Origin of the sequence: Pseudoflavonifractor sp. BSD2780061688st1 E11, from assembly GCF_005844125.1 — a bacterium.
GTDB classification, from domain to species: Bacteria; Bacillota; Clostridia; order Lachnospirales; family Lachnospiraceae; genus Sellimonas; species Sellimonas catena.
This window is the reverse complement of record NZ_SPHM01000004.1, coordinates 45,408-65,172: the sequence shown is the minus strand read 5'-3', so window position 1 is coordinate 65,172 and position 19,765 is coordinate 45,408. Positions and strand designations below refer to the sequence as shown.

At 46.4% G+C, this 19,765-nt stretch carries 18 protein-coding genes, 1 tRNA gene and 1 other RNA gene; 3 read left to right on the top strand and 17 right to left on the bottom strand.

Features of this window, described 5'->3' with window-relative positions; translation table 11 throughout:
• Window positions 1-1,734 carry a B12-binding domain-containing radical SAM protein gene (locus FGQ85_RS02890; protein WP_138372606.1) on the bottom strand — a complete coding sequence of 578 codons (1,734 nt, stop codon included), beginning with the start codon at window positions 1,732-1,734 and terminating at the stop codon, window positions 1-3.
• Window positions 1,735-1,803: 69 nt separating this feature from the next.
• Between FGQ85_RS02890 and ffs the strand changes: the two genes are divergently transcribed.
• Window positions 1,804-2,066, top strand: an RNA gene (gene ffs, locus FGQ85_RS02885) — signal recognition particle sRNA large type.
• A 19-nt stretch (window positions 2,067-2,085) separates the two neighbouring features.
• On the opposite strand, the gene tadA is transcribed toward ffs, so the two are convergent.
• The 6 genes from tadA to FGQ85_RS02855 all read right to left on the bottom strand — a co-directional run bounded on the left by tadA (window position 2,086) and on the right by FGQ85_RS02855 (window position 7,308).
• Entirely contained in the window at window positions 2,086-2,523 is a 438-nt protein-coding gene (gene tadA, locus FGQ85_RS02880) for a tRNA adenosine(34) deaminase TadA (RefSeq protein WP_242958852.1), read from the bottom strand.
• Between the two features lie 168 nt (window positions 2,524-2,691).
• Window positions 2,692-3,678: a DUF6128 domain-containing protein gene (locus FGQ85_RS02875; protein ID WP_138372605.1), complete on the bottom strand. Its 987-nt coding sequence runs from the start codon at window positions 3,676-3,678 to the stop codon at window positions 2,692-2,694.
• A 104-nt stretch (window positions 3,679-3,782) separates the two neighbouring features.
• The gene (locus FGQ85_RS02870; protein ID WP_087251851.1) at window positions 3,783-5,189 is read right to left on the bottom strand and encodes a deoxyguanosinetriphosphate triphosphohydrolase; all 1,407 of its coding nucleotides are present in this window, start codon (window positions 5,187-5,189) and stop codon (window positions 3,783-3,785) included.
• Window positions 5,190-5,224: 35 nt separating this feature from the next.
• Window positions 5,225-6,055, bottom strand: a complete 831-nt coding sequence (locus FGQ85_RS02865; protein WP_243128471.1) for a M15 family metallopeptidase — start codon at window positions 6,053-6,055, stop codon at window positions 5,225-5,227.
• Between the two features lie 24 nt (window positions 6,056-6,079).
• Window positions 6,080-6,706, bottom strand: coding sequence for a 4'-phosphopantetheinyl transferase superfamily protein (locus tag FGQ85_RS02860; protein WP_171027866.1), 627 nt, complete (start codon window positions 6,704-6,706; stop codon window positions 6,080-6,082).
• A gap of 113 nt (window positions 6,707-6,819) precedes the next feature.
• Window positions 6,820-7,308, bottom strand: coding sequence for a GNAT family N-acetyltransferase (locus FGQ85_RS02855; protein ID WP_087166610.1), 489 nt, complete (start codon window positions 7,306-7,308; stop codon window positions 6,820-6,822).
• 290 nt (window positions 7,309-7,598) lie between these two features.
• On the opposite strand from FGQ85_RS02855, the gene FGQ85_RS02850 reads away from it, so the two are divergent.
• Both FGQ85_RS02850 and FGQ85_RS02845 read left to right on the top strand, forming a co-directional pair.
• A complete protein-coding gene (locus tag FGQ85_RS02850) occupies window positions 7,599-9,056 on the top strand; it encodes a helix-turn-helix transcriptional regulator (RefSeq protein WP_138372603.1) in 1,458 nt (485 codons plus the stop codon).
• Between the two features lie 8 nt (window positions 9,057-9,064).
• A complete protein-coding gene (locus FGQ85_RS02845) occupies window positions 9,065-9,247 on the top strand; it encodes a hypothetical protein (RefSeq protein ID WP_138372602.1) in 183 nt (60 codons plus the stop codon).
• A gap of 51 nt (window positions 9,248-9,298) precedes the next feature.
• Here the strand turns inward: FGQ85_RS02845 and pflA are convergent, their stop codons facing one another.
• The 10 genes from pflA to glgB form a co-directional block, all read right to left on the bottom strand.
• Window positions 9,299-10,084, bottom strand: coding sequence for a pyruvate formate-lyase-activating protein (gene pflA / locus FGQ85_RS02840; protein WP_243128470.1), 786 nt, complete (start codon window positions 10,082-10,084; stop codon window positions 9,299-9,301).
• Entirely contained in the window at window positions 10,047-10,289 is a 243-nt protein-coding gene (gene grcA3 / locus FGQ85_RS18990; RefSeq protein WP_138372601.1) for an autonomous glycyl radical cofactor GrcA3, read from the bottom strand. Before grcA3 ends, pflA begins: the two co-directional genes overlap by 38 nt.
• Window positions 10,290-10,315: 26 nt before the next feature.
• A complete protein-coding gene (gene pflB / locus FGQ85_RS02830) occupies window positions 10,316-12,400 on the bottom strand; it encodes a formate C-acetyltransferase (RefSeq protein WP_138372600.1) in 2,085 nt (694 codons plus the stop codon).
• A 183-nt stretch (window positions 12,401-12,583) separates the two neighbouring features.
• Window positions 12,584-14,614, bottom strand: a complete 2,031-nt coding sequence (locus tag FGQ85_RS02825; RefSeq protein ID WP_138372599.1) for a sulfatase-like hydrolase/transferase — start codon at window positions 14,612-14,614, stop codon at window positions 12,584-12,586.
• A gap of 114 nt (window positions 14,615-14,728) precedes the next feature.
• A tRNA-Lys gene (locus tag FGQ85_RS02820) sits at window positions 14,729-14,801 on the bottom strand.
• 129 nt (window positions 14,802-14,930) lie between these two features.
• On the bottom strand, window positions 14,931-15,275 hold the full coding sequence (locus FGQ85_RS02815) for a thioredoxin domain-containing protein (RefSeq protein ID WP_087166605.1): 345 nt from the start codon (window positions 15,273-15,275) through the stop codon (window positions 14,931-14,933).
• A gap of 218 nt (window positions 15,276-15,493) precedes the next feature.
• Window positions 15,494-16,144 (bottom strand): tRNA (guanosine(46)-N7)-methyltransferase TrmB, encoded by a 651-nt coding sequence (gene trmB / locus FGQ85_RS02810; protein ID WP_138372598.1) that lies wholly within the window; start codon window positions 16,142-16,144, stop codon window positions 15,494-15,496.
• 39 nt (window positions 16,145-16,183) lie between these two features.
• Window positions 16,184-16,960 carry a ZIP family metal transporter gene (locus FGQ85_RS02805; RefSeq protein WP_087166602.1) on the bottom strand — a complete coding sequence of 259 codons (777 nt, stop codon included), beginning with the start codon at window positions 16,958-16,960 and terminating at the stop codon, window positions 16,184-16,186.
• A 52-nt stretch (window positions 16,961-17,012) separates the two neighbouring features.
• Complete coding sequence (locus FGQ85_RS02800; protein ID WP_138372597.1) at window positions 17,013-17,621, bottom strand: class I SAM-dependent methyltransferase; 609 nt, start codon at window positions 17,619-17,621, stop codon at window positions 17,013-17,015.
• 101 nt (window positions 17,622-17,722) lie between these two features.
• The gene (glgB, locus tag FGQ85_RS02795; RefSeq protein ID WP_138372596.1) at window positions 17,723-19,636 is read right to left on the bottom strand and encodes a 1,4-alpha-glucan branching protein GlgB; all 1,914 of its coding nucleotides are present in this window, start codon (window positions 19,634-19,636) and stop codon (window positions 17,723-17,725) included.
• Window positions 19,637-19,765: the final 129 nt, after the last annotated feature.

The following is a 19,765-nucleotide window of genomic DNA, read 5'->3' as shown; positions in this document are numbered from 1 at the left end:
TTACTCCTCTTTTTCTCCGATCCGGAACACCGCCGCTTCATAATTTAATGGATTCCGGTTCTGATAGTCAAACAGCAGCACGGTTTTCCCCGGCTCCATATCCCGGTCCACCTGAAACTCAAATACTTCGATATGGGTCATCTTCCGGAGTTTCCGGCTATCCGCCTTTTCATAGGATTTCAGATATACCGGCTCCTTTTCTTCCCTGTCGTAAAATGCTTTCAAAAACTCCTTGTCCGCCAGAGACTCCCCTGCAAATTCCGGACGGCTCTTGATATTTTCCCGCAGATACAGATCATACACCAGAAGTTCCCGGTAAAATTCTGTCTTTCCTTTTACGTTTTCCCCGATAAAGTCAAGCAGAATCTTGTATCTTGCGGTTCTTGTGTGGCTCCGGCCAAACAGTCCTTTCTCCTCATAGTAGCCGCTCAGTTTCTCGTACATCCGAAACGGCGATGCAAATTCCTTTACCAGAAAGCGCAGTGTATTCGCAAACTGTCCGCTGTTATAATAGATCTCCACCATCTCTTCGATCTTTTTAAGCTGTGCAATCTCTCCGTAGGAAAGCCAGCTTGTCCCAAGCACTTCGTACGGCGGTTTTCCTTTATATACCAGTCCGTATTCCTCCGCATGCTCCTGCATATAAGAACCCTTCAGCACTTTCAGAAATCCAAGCTGCAGCTGATCCGGCATCAGGCCGTAGACATCGTCAAATGACTGTCCAAAACTCTCATATCCTTCATATGGAAGCCCCGCAATCAAATCCAGATGCTGGTGTGTATTTCCCATTGTCTTGATCCTTTTTACCACTTCCGAAAGCCGTTCAAAATTCATCGTCCTTTTAATTTCCCGGATCGTATCCGGATTGGTCGACTGCACTCCGATCTCCAGCTGAATCAGTCCCGGACGCATCCTAGAAATCAGTTCCAGTTCCTCCTCATCCAGAAGATCCGCCGAAACCTCGAAATGAAAATTTGTGATTCCATTATCATGTTCCAGAAGATACTTCCAGATTTCCTTCGCATGGCCGTGGCGGCAGTTAAACGTCCGATCCACAAATTTTACCTGCGGAACTTTCTGATCCATGAAATACTGAAGCTCCCGTTTTACCAGATCCAGATCCCGGAATCTGAGACATTTATCAACCGAGGACAGACAGTAGCTGCACCGGAACGGACATCCCCTGCTTGTCTCATAATAAATAATTTTGTGCTCAAACAGGCTCAGGTCCTCATATACAAACGGCACAAGACTTAAATCCATGACTTCCCGCCATGTATTCTCCCGGATCTCACCGTCCTCTTTCCGGAACGTGATTCCGGCAGTCTCATCCAGCCTTTCTATTTTCCCGTGATAAAAGTCCAGAAGCGCGGCAAACGTCTGCTCGCCCTCCCCTTTCATCACTCCGGTAACCTCCGGCAGTCTGAGAAGCACCTCTTTCGCATCGTAGGAGACTTCCGGACCGCCAAGCCAGATGATCGTCTCCGGCAGGATCTTTTTGATCTCCCGCACCAGCTCCTCCACATAATCCAGATTCCAGATATAGCAGGAAAAGCACAGAAGTTCCGGCTGCTCCCGGTACAGATCCATCAGGATCTCATCAATCTGCTGGTTGATCGTATATTCCGCAATCTTCGTCTCACTCAGATAGTCTTTTGCATAAGCCCTTAGAGAATAGACAGCCAGATTGGAATGGATATATTTGGCATTCACTGCCGCGAGAATGGTTTTCATACGTAATTTTCTCCTTTTTATTTTGCCGATTTTATTGACATTTCCCCAAAAACACTGTAAACTTATGAAACGTGCAGCCGGGGTGTTAGCGGTACCCTGTACCTACAATCCGCTATAGTAGGGGTGATGCTGTGCCGAGGGCGTATTCTTGTGAGGCTGCCTCTGGAAAGTGGCGTTGATACTTCGGGTCTCGCGCAACTGGACTCCGTGAACCGTGTCAGGTCGGGAACGAAGCAGCACTAAGCGGAACCTCCCGTGTGCCGCGAGGGTGCCTGGGTTGAGTTAACTGCCAGAGTAACGCTTGGGAGATGCGTTCGACGCACAGCGCACAAAAAAGAGCAGATGACTGCTCTATTTTTTTTGCCTTAATTCTTTAAAAAATGTCTTCATCATCCGGCTGCACTCTTCGCCCATGATCCCCGTCGTAAGTTCCACCTGATGATTAAACTGCGGCACCTGCAGAAGATTCATGATCGATCCTGCACAGCCCGCCTTTGGATTCATGCATCCGACGACTACCCGCCTGATCCGCGCCTGCACAATCGCCCCGGAACACATCTGGCACGGTTCCAGGGTGACATACAGCGTACAGTCCTCAAGTCTCCAGTCATTCATCTTCCGGCTCGCCTTGCGGATCGCCTGAAGCTCCGCGTGGGCCAGTGTATTTTTATCAATCGTCCGGCGGTTGTATCCCCGTCCGATAATCTTATCTTCATATACGATGACACATCCGATCGGGACCTCACCCAGGGCATAAGCCTTCTTCGCCTGCTTCACCGCTTCTTTCATGTATTTGATATCCTGCTTTTCCTGAAGCTCTTTTTGAAGTTTCTCTTCCTGTTCTTTCTCTTCTTTTGAACGTCTGCGTCCCATCTTCGATACTCCTGTGTCTTTTACTGAAATTCTTCTGTGCCGTTTTCATCGAAAGTCCTCCAAAACACGGCAATTTCTTATTCATTATACTCTAATTTGATGAACCTGTCGACACCAATACCCGAAATCTGCCCGGTCCTCTTTTTCTCCCTCCGGCAGATCCAGCATCTCCTCCTCATAATTTACAAATCCAGGAAATCCGAAGGCCTGTGCAGCTCTTCGTTCTTTTTCGCTGTAGACTCCCGGTACTCCGAGGTAGAGGTTCTCTCCCTCCTGCAAAAAAGCAAGATGATGATAATTATAATAACCGTGCAGGAGAAAGCTGTTGTTTGCCAGCTGCCATTCTCTTCGGATGAGTCTTGAGAGATCCTGTCTCTGGATTTTGGTGCAGCGAAACCGGCACGTTGTCTGACACTCCTGTTCCGCAATCTCAGGCTTCGAATCCTCCTCTTCCTCGTCAAAATAGAACGGTTCCGGCTCCTTTTCTTCCATTTCCCGGCTCTCCTCAGGCAAAATCTCCCTCACATCATAGGAAACACCTGCCGGTTCTTCCTGTTCATCCGGCATCTCATTTTCCTCCGGCACCGGCTCTTCCTCGTTCGGCTCTTCCGGTTCTTCCGGCTGTTCTTCCTTTTCTTCTGTCATCTCTTCTTTTCCGGCCGGCTCCATCCGGCTGATATCCACCGCCTCATCGGTCCAGACCGCAGCATACCGCGGCCCGTTCTCTCCGCATAAAATGATTCCCTCCACGCGGTCATACCGTGCTTTGCTTCCTACATCTTCTTCCGTATAGGAAAGCCTGTAATTCAGTGCCGGACTGACATTCCCAAGTTCTCCCTGATACACCCCAAGGCACTTTCCATTCTCTCTCCAGAACAGATACAGTGACAGCTTTTTCGGACTGTTCATCCCCCAGCCTTTCCCGTGAATACTGACCGTGCATCCATCCTCCGATGATTCCACTTTACAAAATCCGATATTTCTGATCCGTCTTCCTTCCTGATACTCATAAAGATAACAGATAAAACGCTTCATAAATCTGCTTCCCGCCTGTTTCCTTTTCCTTTCCATACTATGCCCGTCCTTTCAGAGAAAGAACCGGAAACCAGAAACGAACTCAAAAAAGGAGAGACCGTATGCAGTCCCTCCCTGTCAGTTTATGTCGTGTTTTCTTTTTATATCTTCGCTGTCAACTCCTGATACAGCCTTTTTGCGTAGCTGTCCGTCATTCCGCAGATGTAGTCCGTTACAAGCAGAATCCGAAGATACAGCTTCTCAATATCTCCTTTTCCCTGAGACTGATGCTGATATGCTTTCTTATAATTATCCGAAATGAAAGCAAGCATCCGCCTGTCAATCGAATCCATCTTCTGCTTTGGATCACTGTACCGGACAGCTGCCATCACAAATTTTTCCATCAGGAAGGAAAGAATTCTCGATTCAGCCACTTCCATTTTATAGATTTCATCGGTCATAAACACATATTTTTCTGCAACATGCCCGAGTACATCCATCAGCTCTTCCGCCTTCGTCCCTGCAAACAGATCCTTCTGATACTCTCCGCACATGATCGCCTCGTAATTCTCTGTGAATCCTTCTGTCGCGCAGGCGATCAGGAACGACTGCACCCGCACAATCCAGTTTTTGACCGCATAGGCTTCCGGCTCTTCTTCCTGCCTTTCGACAGCACCGCGGTAAAGATCCATCAGGTGTCCATAAGCCTGAAATGTCTCGCCGGTATCTATCTTTTCCAGTTCTCTGGAAAGAGCTGAAAACGGCAGAAAACCTTTCACATAAGCGTCTTCGATATCCGCTGTTTTGTACGCAATATCATCGGCTGCCTCCAGAATAAAAGTCAGAGGGTGCCGGTTGTTTCCGGTTCCTGTCTCACTGCTGATCTTAAAAAACAGTTCTTCATCCGCCAGATAATATCCCAGCTTTTTCTGCTGGATTTTCTCACTGTACGGATCCACATGCAGAGAATCAACCGGATACTTGACAATCGTGTTTAACAGCGCAAAGGTCAGATTCATTCCGGTTTCATCCACAAGATAATGGAGCTTCGTCACGAGACGGAACGCCTGGGCATTTCCTTCGAAGTAGTAAAAATCAGCCAGCATTCTTGGAGTCAGAACTTGCGTCAGAGGCTTCCCGCCGTATGTAATCCCTGAGAGATGCTCCTCAAACCATTCCCGGATTGTCGTTTCCCCAAAATGGCCGAACGGCGGATTCCCGATATCGTGGATCAGTCCGGCACATAAAAGTATATTACAGATGTCCTCTTTCATCTGAGGAGTAAATTCCGGATCTTTCCCGTAAGCGAGGATATACTCCCCGATATTCTGTCCAAGTGATTTCCCAAAAGATGAGACTTCCAGAGAATGGGTCAGTCTTGTTCTCACAAAGTCACTCCGGTCAAGCGGGAATACCTGTGTTTTATCCTGGAGCCGCCGAAATGAGGCGCTCCCGATAATTCTGTGATAATCCTTCTCAAAACTGCTTCTTAAATCTGTTCTGTTTTTCTCCTTATGTTTTCTCCCTGTCCGCTGCCGCTTCGGGGACAACAGTCTGCTCCATTCCATCCGGCATTCCTCCTGTCCAAGAGAACTGTCATCTTTTAATATTCTTCATTCAGATATTCTTCCAGCGTCACGCCCTGATCCCGGATCGCCAGTGCCGCCTCCACTCCGACATAGCGGTAATGCCACGGCTCATAAATGATCCCGGTGTCTTCCGACTTGTCTTTCGGATATCTCAGGATAAACCCGTATTCGTAGCAGTGCTCCATCAGCCACTTCTGGTCATCGGTCTCTCCCTGCTTTTCGTCCAGTCCTGCATAATCCGAAGATACAATATCCATTGCAAGACCTGTCGCATGTTCACTCTCTCCCGGCCACGCAATCGACTTCGCCGTCTCAATAGCTGCCTCGTAGTAGGTCATTCCCTGATTCACATAATCAATCATTGATTCGTTAAACAGCTCTTTCTGCCTGTCTACAGAGCGGTACGCCGAGCAGACATAAAGGCTGTACCCTTCATCACTGGCGGCCTTCAACATGTTCTGCAAAGGCTCCAGTACTCTTGCGTCAACCTGGTGGGCATCATCAATATTGGCAAGTTCAGGAACGTATCCGTCTTCCATCGGATGAGACTGATTTACAAGCATCAGGTACCACGGCCTTGTCTCTTCATTCTGAGCCTCGGCCTGCTCCTTTACAGAATTATATTCCTTCTCAAGGGATTCATACTGGTTGTCTTTCTTCTGCACCGTCTCTGCTGCCTGCCGGCTTTCTACATAGCGTCCGAGCGCCACCCCGCCTAAGAATCCCGCCACAAGAACCGACACACAGGAAACGAGAAATACTTTTCCCGGATGGCGCATCTTCCTGATCCGGTAACGTATCAGAAGTTCCAGTTTTCTTATCTTCTCTTTTGTCTGATCTTTCATTCTGCAGTCCTTTCTGTCTTTCTGTCACAGTGTCATCCACCTCAGATTTTCTGCCATATCCGGATCTTCCGAACACACAGCAGCAAAAAATCCTCTCTCCGGTTCCGGATATTCCCGGAAATAAAACCGTCCTTCTATCGTATCCGGCTTTTTTGTCAACACCGGATCTTCCCCTTCACTCAGGCGGATTGCAAATGCATCCAGAGGAAGCTTCATTCCAAGTCTCGTCGCCTTCATAAAGCTTTCTTTCAAAACCCAGTAACGATAAAACGCTTCCTTCCTCTCATCTTCAGACGCCTTTTTCTGAATATAATCCCATTCAGAGCGGCAGAAAAACCTCCTGGCCACTTTCAGTCTTGGAATCCCTGTCTTTTCCAGATCGCATCCGGTCCTCGCCGTTTCCGTATCCGCAATCGAACACAACACGTAATGTCCGGAATGAGACAGATTAAAGACCATTTTTTCTGAAAGCCCGCTTTCCCGAAGTGCTTTCTGATACAATGCCCAGACACCGACACTTAGCGCCCGGTCTTCCTTCATCCGGATCCGGTCCGCCTTTTCCTGTCTCCATTTCGGAATCTGCCGGTAATAAGCCTCATACTGTTTTTCATCCATCAGCAAAGCGGTGTCAGCCGCCCATGTGTAAACCATATCCATTCCCTTTCATCAAAAATCCTGCATTTATCAGGCACCTTGATTATAGCACACTTCCCGGATTCTTTAAATGTCCGGAAATTTCCATCGCTTCTGCTTCTGATCCATCATCAGAATTTCAGCTGCATATCATTCCATTTGGCTCCGCCGTGGCTGGAATCTGCCACTCCGTGATCTTCAAATCCAAATCCCGCATAATAATGTACCAGATGATCTTTACATGTCAGCACGACACCTTTTCTGCCGCACTCTCGCGCATGTTCAATCATCCTCTCAAGAAGACGGCCTGCAATTCCCTGTCTCCGGTACTCCGGCAGCACATCAAGGCCAAACACCGTCTGATAGTCTCCATCCGGATCATGAAGACCGGTGTCATGGTACATTTCATCCGGCAGATGCGGCTCTTTTGCCACAGCTCCATTAATAAATCCAACTACCTTTCCGTCTGCCTCTGCCACGAAAAAGCAGTCCAGGAACGCATCCATCCGTTCCGCAATATCTTTCTCCGTCGCCGCTTCCGCCTCCGGGAAACATTCCCTTTCTATCTGAGCGAGAATTTCCGCTTCCTCTCTTTTTGCATTTCTGATAATTATTTCCATCGCTACCTCCATATTTACAGACAACAAAAAACGAATCTTGTTGCCAGATTCGTTTTCATCATACCACATTTCTGCGGTATACACTATTATTAATCACTAACTCCCTCTCTCCCTTTAGACAAATTTATTGTAGCATGTTTATTCTGTTCTTTCTATAGATTTTCCAAGTGGACAAAAAATTGGACAATCTTTTTTCCATTTACATCTGGTTTTTTTATCCTCTTTTCTTTATAATAATTCTAACACACGTTCCATAACAGAACATTATTTTAAAATCAGGAGAAAAATCTATGTCAATATTTTCGGATTTATTAGGGAAGCATATCGCTGCAAAAGCCATAAAATCAAATGAAATGGCGCAGTTCTGCGGAATTGAGCGCTCCTTTATGTATAAAATTATCAAGGGGACACGGCATGTGGCAAACATGGACACCGTTCTTCTGATGGCCGAGTATCTGCGGCTCACCCCTTCCGAACGGAATGATTTTATCGAATCCTACAAAATTTCCGTTGACGGGCTGGAAAACTACTACCGCAGGAAAAGCATTCTTGAATTATTTGAAAATTTTAAAAAATACTCTGAAATTTATTCCACCCCGACCCCTGCGCCTTTATCCTGTTTCCCGGATACTCCGGGTGTATCTACCATAACCGGGCAGAATGAAATTAACCATCAGCTGTTTTATATTCTTTTTCTGGAATCCCGGACAAACGATCCCCAGATCCGTCTTCTGATCCAGCCGGACTCGGATTTTCTGATGAATCTTCTTCCGACTCTGGGATATGAAAACAAAAACCTGTCAATCAGCCATATTATCTGTTTTAATTCCAGCGATCAGCTGACAATTAACAAGAAAAACTATAATCTGACCTGCCTGAAGAAGATTCTCCCGGTCTACTGCTGTGCATGTAAATACAATGTTTATTATTACTACGGGGAACTGGTTCATTCATCAAATGAGCTTCTTCTCTTCCCTTATCTTGTGCTTACATCCAGACACGCATTCCTTCTTTCCAGAGATATGCGTTCCGGAATCCTGTTCCAGACAGAGAAGAGCCTGCAGTTCTTTCATCAGATTTATGATCAGTATCTGGAGCAGACCTCTTCCTTTGGTGTTACCATGAGTGATCTGCCGACTCAGCTTGATTATTTTCATAACCTCAAGGCAGACGTCGATCAGAACTACTGTTTTCAGATGCTCCCGTGTCTGACCTACTGTATTCCGGATTGCTTTTTTGAGAAATATATTTATCCGGAGCTTCCAAACCGCGATTATCTGATTTCCATGCTGAAGGATTATGTACATGATCTCAGAGAACGCTTTACATGCCACCGGATGCTGTTCATTTTCTCAGAAGAAGGGCTTCGGCGTTTTCTGGATACAGGGCGTATCCCGGAATATCCGCCGGAAGTATACCGTCCGTTTGAGCCTGCCGACCGTATTACTCTGATCAGACAGTTCCTCCAGATCTGTCCGGCCGGAGGGATCCGGATGCTTAAATGCAGCATCGGCGACCTTGATAACGAACTGTTCATGTATGTCAACCACCGGAACGGTTACCTGATGTTCCCGTCTTCCAATCCGGAACGGCTGATCTGCCTGGACATCACAGAACCGGGACTGCTCCACGGATTCTGCGATTTCTGTGAACATCTGGATAAAGACCTTTTCTACACAGAAGAGGAAGCGGTAGAGATCATTTCTTCGCTGATAGCAGAGACAGAACAGAACGAGGAGCTTATATAGGAGGATATATGAAGATTTTTATTTTATTGGCTGTAATTTTGCTGGGATGCAATGGGTGTGCGTCGAATAAAGCCCACATCGATAATGGCGAAACGAATCCGGCAGTATTATTAGAACTTTGTTCGGACGAAAACGTAATTCCTTCTTCAACCGAATATGTCTATGCAGAATTTCAAATAGGTCCTAATTAAAAAATGCCAGTTCTGGTCTTGCCGGAGCTGGCGTTTTCTGATATAAAGGGCTTATTTTGCAGTCCTTTTCTTTCTGTCTTCCATTATGATTTTCAGCAGGAATTCTCTCGCTTCATGGGCTTTTGTCTTATCCATGGCTTCCACGCCTTCCAGCGGATATTTCATTCCGAGCTGTTCGTACTTTTTCGTCCCCATCGTATGATATGGAAGCACTTCCAGCCCTTTCAGATTTCGGAAACCGGAGATCAGATGTCCCAGTGTCTCCAGCTCTTCTTTCCCGTCGGTAATACCAGGAACTACAACGTGGCGTATAATCATCGGTACCCCCGCCGTCTCCAGTGCTCTGGCAAACTCCAGCACCGGAGCCTGATCCTGTCCTGTCAGTTCCCTGTGTCCTTCCGGAAGGCTGTGTTTAATATCCAGCAGAACCAGATCCGTAACCGCAAACAGCTTCTCAAACTCTTCTTTTCTTGATTCTCTGTATACAATACCGGATGTATCCAGGCATGTATGGATCCCGGTCTCTTTCGCCTGCCTGAAAAGCTCTGTCAGAAACTCAAGCTGTAAAAGCGGCTCACCGCCCGTCGCGGTAATCCCGCCCTTTCTGTAGAACTTCTCATTATGACGATATGTTTCCAGAAGTTCCTCCACTGTCATGAGATTTCCCTGGTTCGGCTGCCAGGTGTCCGGATTATGACAGTACTTGCATCGCATCGGACACCCCTGGAAAAAGATGACAAAACGAATTCCGGGACCGTCCACGGTCCCGAAACTCTCTGTCGAATGAATATAGCCCTGATTACATTTCGTCATGGAATGTTCTGGAGATAACCTCATCCTGCTGCTCTTTTGTCAGCTTATTGAAGTTTACTGCGTATCCGGACACACGTACAGTAAGCTGCGGATACTTTTCCGGATGAGCCTGTGCATCCAGAAGTGTATCTTTTGTGAATACATTTACATTCAGATGATGTCCGCCTTTTTCAGCGTATCCATCTAATAAACTTACAAGATTGTCAATCTGAGCCTCACTGATTTTCATATGATTGTCCTCCTTATTTTATATTATTATTCTTCGTCGTCTAATGTTGCATTTGGCTCGCAGCATGCGCAGTCCGGCTCCAGCTCGAAAGCAATGTCGTCAAAAAGAATGGCGTCATCTTTTCCGAGTGCTCCCGGGATGATGGAGAAGGTATTGGAAATACCATCCTGAGCATCTTTAAACGGCAGTTTTGCTACAGAACTTAAGGAAGCTACCGCACCATGGCTGTCTCTGTGGTGCATCGGGTTCGCTCCCGGAGCGAACGGCTCGCCGCCCTTTCTTCCATCCGGTGTAGATCCTGTATTCTTTCCGTATACAACGTTGGATGTGATCGTAAGGATGGATGTTGTCGGGATACCTCCACGGTATGTGTGATTTCCTTTTACATAGGACATAAACTCATGCACGATATCGTATGCGATCTCATCTGCACGGTCATCATCATTTCCGTATTTCGGGAAATCTCCTTCAATTTCGTAATCTACTACAATACCATTCTCGTCACGGACTGTTTTTACTTTCGCGTATTTAATCGCTGACAGGGAGTCAGCTACAACAGAAAGTCCTGCAATACCTGTCGCGAACCAGCGTGTTACCTTCTTGTCATGAAGAGCCATCTGAATTCTTTCGTAGCAGTATTTGTCATGCATGTAGTGGATGATGTTCAGTGCATTGACATATACCTGTGCAAGCCATTTCATCATGTCACTGAATTTACTCTTTACTTCATCGTAATCCAGATATTCGGATGTGATCGGACGGTACTTCGGTCCCACCTGTTTCTTGGAAATTTCGTCCACACCACCGTTGATTGCGTAAAGCAGACATTTTGCAAGGTTTGCGCGGGCTCCGAAGAACTGCATTTCCTTACCTACGCGCATAGAGGATACGCAGCATGCGATTGCGTAGTCATCACCATGTGTCACTCTCATCAGGTCATCGTTCTCATACTGGATGGAAGAAGACTCGATGGATGTCTTCGCACAGAAACGCTTGAAGTTTTCCGGAAGTCTTGTGGACCACAGTACGGTCAGGTTCGGTTCCGGTGCTGTTCCAAGGTTCTCCAGTGTATGAAGGTAACGGTAGGACATCTTTGTAACCATCGGACGTCCGTCGATTCCCATACCTCCGATCGACTCTGTTACCCATGTCGGGTCTCCGGAGAACAGTGCATTGTATTCCGGTGTTCTCGCAAATTTTACAAGACGCAGCTTCATAATGAAGTGGTCGATGAATTCCTGAATCTGCTCCTCTGTGAATGTGCCGTTTGCAAGGTCACGCTCAGCATAGATATCGAGGAATGTGGAAGTACGTCCAAGGGACATTGCCGCACCGTTCTGCTCCTTGATTGCAGCAAGGTATCCGAAATACAGCCACTGGATCGCTTCCTGTACATTTTCAGCCGGTCTGGAAATGTCAAATCCGTAGATCTGTCCCAGTTCTTTTAACTCTTTTAATGCTTTAATCTGTTCGGAGAGCTCTTCTCTTTCTCTTGTAACATCAGAGTACATGATTGTTCTTGTCGTATCTTTCTGATGCTGCTTGTCCTCGATCAGTCTGTCCACACCGTAAAGAGCAACTCTTCTGTAGTCGCCGATGATACGTCCGCGTCCGTATGCATCCGGAAGTCCTGTGATGATGTGGCTGGAACGGCACGCTCTCATCTCCGGTGTATAAGCATCAAATACTCCGTCATTGTGTGTCTTTCTATGTTTAGTGAAGAATTCAACGATTGCCGGGTCCACATGGTATCCATTTTCTTCGCATGCCTTGATTGCCATGCGGATACCGCCATATGGCTGCAGGGAACGCTTGAACGGCTTGTCTGTCTGGAAGCCTACGATCTTTTCCTTGCTTTTGTCAAGATATCCCGGTCCATGGGACGTAATGGTAGAAATAATTTTCGTGTCCATATCAAGGACTCCGCCTTTTTCGCGCTCCTGCGCGGACAGATCCATAACCTGCTCCCACAGTGCCTTTGTATCCTCTGTCGGTCCTGCAAGAAAGCTGTCATCACCTAAATACGGTGTGTAGTTTTTCTGGATGAAATCTCTTACATTGATTTCTTTTTCCCAGATGCCTCCGCGAAAAGATTCCCATTCTTTTCTCATGTTGATAATCCTCCTTCAAATATAAACCCTATACTGTTTCGAAACAACTGTTTCTGTTTCATGTGGCTATTATAGCTGATTCGTGAAATCTGTGTCAATGCGTTTCATGTACTATTTCAGGAACAATTCCTGCTTTTCGGCAAATCCTAGCGATTGTATAGGAAAAAATACAAAACCTGTGCCTTATTCATCGTTTTTCAGGAAAAAGAACTCGTCCAGCCGACTCTCTTCTCCAAAAATCTTGTTGTAATTAATACAGTCATCAAGCGGCATATACTCCTCCTCCCGGCCTCCGGATCCGTACTCGTGAAATCTGCCGTCATGTCCATAGTAGGCTGTTCCGCTGAAAGCCGACACCTTTTCTCTTAAGTCAAGAAGATACTGCTGATATTTTGTAAGCTCTACCCCCGCCGTCTCCAGTGTCATAGCTCCGAGATAATTACTGATTGTGACAACATCCTGCTGCTCCTCAATATCATAATTTGCCCAGATCAAAAACGGGGTCAGATAATAATTCTGGTTTTCTTCAAACGTCATTTCCTCATCTGTCTTTCCAAATACATACTCGTAAAAATCTTCGGACAATGTCGGAAGATGATCTCCAAAAAACACAACTACCGTCGGCTCATCGGACTTTTCCAGATCTTCGATCAGTTTCTGCAGTGCCCGGTCGGATTCATGAATCAGTGACATATACTGTTCCACCTGTGAATCGGTATACTCCAGCAGTTCAATCGAATTTTCATATTCTTTTGTATACGGGGAATGATTCTGCATCGTGACGCAGAATGTAAACAGTGGATCTTCCTCGTCCTTTATCATTTCCTCAATCCGGTCAAAACATGCCTCGTCCGAGATAAAATCCCGTACCATTCTTTCTCCCTGAAAATCATCAAAGCTCAGGAACCGGTCAAATCCCATCGCTTCATACGCAACTTCCCGATTATAATTTGTCGGAATAAACGGATGTATCGCGGCTGTTTTGTATCCCTGACTTTCGAGCGGCTCCACCATTGAGGCATCCAGTTTTTTCCCGAGTACTACATAAGGCGTCGAGTTGAACATCCGCATCGACGTTCCGGTCAGGAATTCAAACTCCGTCTTTCCTGTTCCTCCGCCCAGCACCGGAACCAGCAGCTTCCCTTTAATTGTATTTTCTGTCAGACTGTTATAAAATGGAATAATTTCTTCTGATACCGGGAAATCTCTGATCCAGGTCAGATCAGAAAATGTTTCATCCATGACAGCAATGATATTCGGCTTTTTGCTGCTTCCCGCATTTCCTGATTCAATCTCGTCCGATACCTGCTGCAGCTCTTCAACCGAGTATCCTTCCGGTTCCTTTACAATCGAATCTCTGGCACCGCGGATCACACACATCTGCATTCCATAATTATAAAAACTGTCTCCCGGCCGGTTCCCATTCAGAACCACGTTCCAGCTGTCCGGCTGATCGGACCATCCAAGATAGCGAATTCCTCCGACAAGCAGGAGTATACCCGCCACACGGATCAGAACTTTGGCCTTCTTTCCTTTTACAAGTTTGTATTTGTTCCCCGTATATAAAGAAGTAACAATGCTGACTATAATCACACCCACAATCAGCATATGCAGTGTCATGGAATATTCATAATCACCCGCTACCGTTGTCGCCGTCCCGACATCCAGAAGATCCACAATCTGCAGCGGAAGGCCCCGGAATTCGTAAACAAAATAGCTGGCAATCGTCCAAATAAAATACATGGCACTGCACAAAAGCACCGCAAGACGAAGAGAATTGCACAACAGCAGAAAAATCAGGAACACAACGGCTGAAACACAGATACTGAGAGATACAAACTGGTACGGAATCGTAAACATCTGTGGATTATAAATCCACTCCATGATCCAGAACATTCCTGTCCCCATTGCAATCGCCAGTACCACGATGCTTCCAACCCCGAGCCGTTTGATTTTCCTCTTTTTTCTGAGAAAGAGGCAGTAAAACTGCCATAGAATTGCTCCCGCAACACCAAACAGCCAGAGAAGTACCCACTGCACGATTCCTTTTATCGAATCTCCATTTGCCGTCCTGCCAAACATTCTCCAGTTTGTCAAAAGCACAACCATGACAGCCAGCCAGATGATCGCAAGCAAAATGCTGATTACTTTTGTTTTTCTCTTTTTCCACCTTCTTCTGATCTGAAGAATTATCTTTTGTACATCCTGCCTCATACGTGCTCCCTTTCCATCACTAATCTATCTATTCCAAATCAAACTTTCGCCCTTTGGGCACAAAAAAAATCACCGCCCCCAGAGATCTCCCTCTCCAAAAACAGTGATTTAAAGTGCGCCATCAGGGGCTCGAACCCTGGACACCCTGATTAAGAGTCAGGTGCTCTACCAACTGAGCTAATGGCACATTTTGCATTTTCCATTTGTTTAACGCAAGAAAAATTATATTACATTATTCAGGAAAATGCAAGCAAAATTTAAAATTTTTTTTATTTTTTGTGAAACGCCTGAAATTCAGGGCGCCCGGGTGATACGGTTATCTCTTTCTCTTCCGGCTGTTCAACATATTTTCAGCAGCGTTCAATCTTCCGGCCATCTCCTCAGGCTCCATCATCCCTGTCATCCGCAGAACTTCTTCCCCGTCCGAAAACAAAAGAAATGCCGGAATTGCCCGGATACGGTATCTTGCGGCAAGAAGCGGATTGCTCTCCGTTTCCACTCTCCCCGCCTTGATTTTCCCGTCAAATTCTTCCGCAACCATTCCGAATATGTCTTCCATCATCGAACACTTCCCGCACCAGACTGCATAAAACTCTACCAGTACAGGCTTTTTCTCCTCCAGTACTTCCTTCCGGAAATTCTGCTCTGTCAACTCCTGCATTTGTCACACCGCCCTGACCTGCAGCCAGGATTAAATACCCTGTATAGTTCTGCACAGGATTTTTGAAGAATCCGGATCTTTTTATTCAGCCAGATATTATCGTAGCAGAATCTTCCGCACGTATGGCAGACCTTTCTTCCGCATCTTTTTCCCATTTTCCACCTGCCTGCTTTTTCTATCATCATATGCCGGATGAAGGATTCTGTTACGCGTTCCCCCTATTTTTTTCTTTCTGCAATCAGCTTGCAGATCGGATTTCCTTTGGCGGAAAACTTTGCCTCATATTCCGTCATAATATTCCCCCGGTTCAGGTCTTCGTTATGGTGCAGGTCGAAAGTATGTGCCTTCAGTTCCCAGCCGGCCTCCTGAACCTGCTCAAGAGAAAATTCAAACAGTTCTTTATTGTCCGTTTTAAACTCCACAACCCCGTCCTGCTTCAGAATATGATCATATCTCTCCCAGTACGCGGCTGACGTCAGTCTTCTCCTTGCATGACGTGCCTTTGGCCACGGATCCGAAAAATTCAGATAGATCCGGTCCACTTCCCCCGGTTCAAATACTTCTTCTATTTCAGCCGCATCCATGCATACAAACCGGATGTTAGAAGGCGGTTCCTCCATGGCATCCATCCGCTCCAGCGCCCGCAGAAGCACACTGGAGTATCGCTCGATTCCAATATAATTTATTTCCGGGTGTTCCAGCGCCATCGTCATCAGGAACCTGCCTTTCCCCATACCGATCTCCACACGTACCGGATGGTCATTTCCAAAGACCTCTTCCCAGTGTCCTTTCTGTTCCTTCTCATTCTTTATCACCGCTTCATGTCCGGCAATCACGTCTCTTGCCCCCGGTATATTCCGAAGTCTCATCCTTTTCTCTCCTCTCTCCTGATCTCATCTGGACTTTCATTATCCCAGCGCAACGTCCAGGATCATCATCAGCACAAAGCCGGCTGCAAATCCGATCGTTCCGATATTACTGTGTTCCCCTTCGCTTGCCTCCGGGATCAATTCTTCCACCACAACATAAAGCATTGCTCCGGCCGCAAAAGACAGCAGATACGGAAGCACCGGTGTAATAAATCCCGCAAGCAGAATGGTAATTCCGGCCGCCACCGGTTCCACTGCCCCGGAAAGCATCCCGTACAAAAATGCCTTTCCCTTTCCCGTTCCTTCACTTTTTAACGGCATGGAAATAATTGCTCCCTCCGGGAAGTTCTGGATCGCAATGCCGATCGACAGCGCAAACGCACCTGCCATTGTAATTTCTGTGTTCCGCGAGAGCATCCCCGCGAAAACCACGCCGACCGCCATTCCTTCCGGAATATTATGAAGTGTGACGGCAAGGACAAGCATGGTTGTTTTTTTTAAAGAACATTTCGGTCCCTCTGACTTCTCCGCCCCCATGTGAAGGTGCGGTACCGCCTGATCCATCATAAGCAGAAAGAAAATCCCAAGCAGAAATCCGGCTGCCGCCGGAATAAACGCGTATTTTCCCATGTTTTCCGACATTTCCATCGATGGAATCAACAGTGACCATACCGATGCCGCCACCATCACTCCGGACGCAAATCCAAGAAGTATCTTCTGAATAAGCGGTTTCATCTGGCCTTTCATAAAAAAAACACACGCCGAACCAAGCGTGGTCCCTATAAACGGTAACAACAGTCCTGCTGCAAGCTGCATATCTTCATCCCTCCTGTCAGTTAGTATATGATATCATCCACATTCTGCTACATCAAAGCCGGATAATCAGTCCCGGAACCGGTGGATGATTCGGACGATTGTAATATGAGCTCATTATAACCAGATATTTTTTGCTGTCAAGACCTTTCAGATATTCCATCAAAGCTTCCTTCTCCTCAAATCCACTGTCTTTCCCGCTGTAGATACAAAGACTGATAATTCCTCCCTTTTTCAGAAGCTCCAGACTCTGTTCAACTGCCTCCAGACTTGTCTGCGCTTTTGTGGCAAGATCATGTGCCCCTCCCGGAAGATAGCCAAAGTTAAACACAACACAGGAGACACTTCCATAACCGTCCTGCGTCTTCTCCAGCATTTTTCGGCAGTCCGGGTCCTCTGCCAGCTGTTCTCTCATCTTTTCATGTCCGCAGCAGAAAATTCTGACCTTTTCTTCCACGCCGGCCTCCCTCAGCCGTTCTTTTGTCTTCTCTACCGCCTGTTCCTGGATGTCAAATCCCGCTGTCAGTCCATCACTGCCTGCCAGCCTGCATAAAAGCAACGTATCATGTCCATTTCCACAGGTGGCATCAATACAGTAGTCCCCATCCTTAACCTGTTCTTCGATAAACCGGTGGCACCACTGTGTAATCTGGTAATTTTCCATATCGATCCTCCATTTTTAAACCACACAAAATCAGGCTCGCCTGCAAAGCCTTCATGCACCTTCCAGACGGGCCTGATCATTTTTCCTGTCAACTGCAGTAATCAGAACTCAAATACTGCCACACCGTATGGTGGAAGTTTATATGCAAAGGAATACGGTCTTCCATCGCACTCCTGCTTCACAGCCTTATAAACAAGCGGCCGTTCCTCGCCCTTTCCTCCATACTGTTTTTCATCACTGTTTAATATCAGCTTGTACTGCTTTCTGCGCGGCACACCTACGCGGTAGTCCGCCCATTCCATCGGCGTGAAGTTGCAGACAAAAAGCAGATTCTTTTTATTATTTCTGGAATGACGGATAAAGCTGAAAATACTTCTGTATCCGTCGTTCGCATTTACCCACTCAAAACCATATCCGACAGTGTCCTGCTCATACATGGCTTTATTCTTTTTGTAAAGCTTCAGAAGATCTCTTGTAAACGCCTGCAGATACTGATGCTCCGGCTCTTCCAGCAGATACCAGTCAAGCTCTCTTTCCTCACTCCACTCTCTAAGCTGCGCGAAATCCTGTCCCATAAACAGAAGCTTCTTCCCCGGATGCCCCATCATAAATGCGTATCCGACTTTCAGATTCGCATATTTATCAAATCCGAGTCCCGGCATCTTATTGAGCATCGAACACTTCAAATGGACGACCTCATCATGTGAAAGTACAAGAACATATTTCTCACTGTAAGCATAGGTCATCGCAAATGTCATCTGATTGTGGTGCTCTTTCCGGAAATAAGGATCCAGCTTCATATATTCCAGAAAATCGTGCATCCAGCCCATGTTCCATTTCAGGCTGAATCCCAGTCCATCGTCTTCCGGTTTTCCTGTCACTTTAGGCCATGCGGTAGACTCTTCCGCAATCATGACCGCTCCCGGATTTCGTCCAAGAACAACCGAATTTAAATGCTTGAAAAACTCGATCGCCTCCAGATTCTGATTACCTCCATATTTGTTGGCAACCCACTGACCGTCCTGCTTTCCATAATCCAGGTACAGCATCGATGCAACTGCGTCGACACGAAGCCCGTCCACATGGAAATGTTCCATCCAGAACAACGCATTGCTGATCAGGAAATTTTTTACCTCAGACTTGCCGTAGTCAAAAATCTTCGTACCCCAGTCAGGGTGCTCACCTTTTCTCGGATCCGCATATTCATAAACCGCTGTACCGTCAAAATCCGCAAGTCCGTGCGCGTCTCTTGGAAAATGAGCCGGTACCCAGTCCAGAATAACCCCGATTTTATTTTTGTGGAAGTAGTTGATCATATACGCAAAATCTTCCGGGGTTCCATATCTGGAAGTCGGCGCAAAATATCCTGTTACCTGGTATCCCCAGGAGCCGTCATACGGGTGCTCTGCGATTCCCATCAATTCAATGTGGGTATATCCCATCTCTTTCATATATTTCACAGCTTCCACTGCAAACTCACGGTAGTTGTAAAAGCGCTCCTCTTCTTCTCCCGGATGCTGTTTCCAGGAACCAATGTGCGCTTCATAGATAGACATCGGACTCTCATCCATGTTCCAGGTAGTCCTCTTTTCCATCCACGCACTGTCGCTCCATTTCAGATTTGATATGTCATGCACTTTCGAAGCGGTTCCAGGCCTTACTTCCGCATAATTCGCGAACGGATCAGCCTTGTAGAGGAAGTCTCCGGTCTTCGTCTCAATACAGTACTTATAGATCATATCCTCTTCGATCCCCTGAATAAAGCAGGTATAGATCCCAAGCGGCTCTTCTCTTACCATCGGATTTTTATCCTTGTCCCAGTTGTTAAAATCACCTACAACCGAAACTGCCTTCGCATTCGGCGCCCAGACTGCAAAATACGCACCTTTTCTGCGTCCATCCGTAACAAGATGGGATCCCATTTTTTTATATAAATCATAATGAGTTCCTTGTCCAAATAAGTACTGATCCAGTTCTCCTATCTCATATGGTTTTTTCTTTTTTGTTCTCGCCATACTATCCACCTTCTCACAAAAAATCTAAGTTTATTATACTTTAGGGATGGATAAAAAGAAAGAGTTTTAACAAAGTTTTTCACTTTATCAAAACTCTTTTCGTCATTTTATACAATTATTGTCGATTAT